Origin of the sequence: Saliphagus sp. LR7 (assembly GCF_003344565.1) — an archaeon.
GTDB lineage: Archaea > Halobacteriota > Halobacteria > Halobacteriales > Natrialbaceae > Saliphagus > Saliphagus infecundisoli.
In genome coordinates this window covers 1-1,955 of the sequence record NZ_QPND01000062.1, presented here as the reverse complement: position 1 = coordinate 1,955, position 1,955 = coordinate 1, and the positions used below count along the sequence as shown (strand labels likewise).

The following is a 1,955-nucleotide window of genomic DNA, read 5'->3' as shown; positions in this document are numbered from 1 at the left end:
CGCTGAAGCGTTGTTTTACCCGGGAGGGATCAGGGCAGACGAGAGTAGTCAGCGAGTGACGCTGATCAAACAGGCGACATCGGGCATCCAGGACAACGTCGAACAGTTCGAAAGCCATGAAGAAGTCAGTGAGCAATTCCAGACCGCGATGGAGTGAACACGCAGAGAGGCTGGCCACTAGGAAATGCCGAACAGAACAACGAGCAGTAGAATTATATATCAATCTACAGCAGTCATGAAGTAAGGGATGGGAGATCTGATAGAGACGCTGTCGGTCGAAAACGTCGTCGGGTCGACGGCCCTCGAACAGGAACTCGACCTCGAATCGCTCGCCGATGATCTCGATGGAGTGTCGTACAATCCAGACCAATTCCCGGGACTGATCTCCCGAACAGAGGACCCGGCCGCCGCGTCACTGATTTTTCGATCAGGGAAGGTCGTGTGTACAGGTGCGTCCTCCACCACGGACTTGAAAGAGGCAGTCGAGCTTACGTTCGACAAACTCCGGAGACTCGGACTCGAGGTTCCCGAGGATCCAGCGGTAACCGTCCAGAATATCGTGACCAGTGGTGATCTCGGAACACGGCTCAATCTCAACGCAATTGCGATCGGATTCGGGCTGGAAGCCGTCGAGTACGAACCCGAACAGTTCCCCGGACTGGTCTATCGGTCCGATGAACTGGACGTGGTCGTCTTATTGTTCGGGAGCGGCAAACTCGTCATCACCGGTGGGAGCCAGCCTAGTGATGCAGAAGACGCGATCGAGGCCGTTCAGGCGCGACTGAGCGATCTCGGACTTCTCGACTAACACGTGCATCCTGCCGGGTCACGCCAGTGAATGCTCGAGTGCGTTCACTCGTGAAGGGTCGGCTCGACGTGTTCGATGACCTCACCGAATGCAAGATTCTCTTGGACGTTTCTGATTTCGATCGTGACCCGATCACCGATCTCGGTCTCGGGGACGATGATCACGTACCCCCGCTCAACGCGGGCAATACCGTCGCCCTGTTTCCCGATATCTTCGATATCAACGGTTCGTCGATCTCCTTCGGCGATTGGCGGTCCCTGATCATCACGTTTTGCTGACTTCTCCGCGGTCTCTCGCGGTGATGACTCGCCGGATTCGAGCAGGGCGACTCGATATACGTTGCCCGCTTCGACATCACCGACTGTGAGTTCATGAGCAGGGACCTCAATTCGATATGAATCGTCTCGTCTGTCGACCTCCGCACTGAACAGACAGAGTAAGTTCTCAGAAATCTCCATGTGAATGCTCTGTACGCACAGCGTGTGCAACGACGCTCTTGAGTCTACTGGTCACACGACTGATCGAGTAACTGCCTGAGAGCTGGTCCTCCCGTGGGTGGAAATGGAGGGATTGGATCGGGAAACGCACGACATTAGAGCTCGACGTATTGATCTTCCCACTCACGCCGTTCGTGGAGTTGGTCTTCTCCAGCCTCGGTGATCGCGTAGTAGTTCGTCCGTCGGTCGAGTTCACCCTTCTCGACGAGATCCTTGTTGACGACCGTGTCGAGGTTTGGATACAGCCGCCCGTGATTGATCTCGCTCTCGTAGTCGGTCTGTAACTCCTCTTTGATAGCCTGGCCCGAGGGACGATCGAACCCGGAGATAACGTACAACAGATCCCGTTGAAAGCCTGTGAGATCGTTCATTGGTAAACCACAGTAGCAGTCCAATAGAGGAACTGTTTGTTATTCTGATCATACAGTACTGATCGGAAGCGAAGAATCAATTCCTCGGCCCATTAGAGCGTCAGTCATTCACGACTATCGAAATGGGAACAACAGTTTTGCAAAACGGGAACAGACAGAGTGTACCGTTCCCTGGAGTTGTTCGTTACCCCGGGAGGGGTGAAGTGAGATCAATTATGGGCGACGACGCCGATCGAACTCCGAGCCGAGAGGAGAACAGCCGGTCAGGACTGACACCAA

Annotated in this window: 3 protein-coding genes; 1 reads left to right on the top strand and 2 read right to left on the bottom strand. The window is 54.6% G+C overall.

Features of this window, described 5'->3' with window-relative positions:
* The first annotated feature begins 247 nt into the window (after positions 1 to 247).
* Positions 248 to 808, top strand: coding sequence for a TATA-box-binding protein (locus DVH23_RS23135; protein WP_114579685.1), 561 nt, complete (start codon positions 248 to 250; stop codon positions 806 to 808).
* Positions 809 to 852: 44 nt separating this feature from the next.
* Here the strand turns inward: DVH23_RS23135 and DVH23_RS23130 are convergent, their stop codons facing one another.
* Positions 853 to 1,266: a TRAM domain-containing protein gene (locus DVH23_RS23130; RefSeq protein ID WP_114579684.1), complete on the bottom strand. Its 414-nt coding sequence runs from the start codon at positions 1,264 to 1,266 to the stop codon at positions 853 to 855.
* Positions 1,267 to 1,400: 134 nt separating this feature from the next.
* On the bottom strand, positions 1,401 to 1,676 hold the full coding sequence (locus DVH23_RS23125) for a PadR family transcriptional regulator (protein WP_114579683.1): 276 nt from the start codon (positions 1,674 to 1,676) through the stop codon (positions 1,401 to 1,403).
* Between the last annotated feature and the right edge of the window lie 279 nt (positions 1,677 to 1,955).

Coding starts and splice junctions, on each gene's coding strand:
- DVH23_RS23135 (WP_114579685.1), top strand. CDS start 248: ATGGGAGATCTGATAGAGACGCTGTCGGTCGAAAACGTCGTCGGGTCG.
- DVH23_RS23130 (WP_114579684.1), bottom strand. CDS start 1,266: ATGGAGATTTCTGAGAACTTACTCTGTCTGTTCAGTGCGGAGGTCGAC.
- DVH23_RS23125 (WP_114579683.1), bottom strand. CDS start 1,676: ATGAACGATCTCACAGGCTTTCAACGGGATCTGTTGTACGTTATCTCC.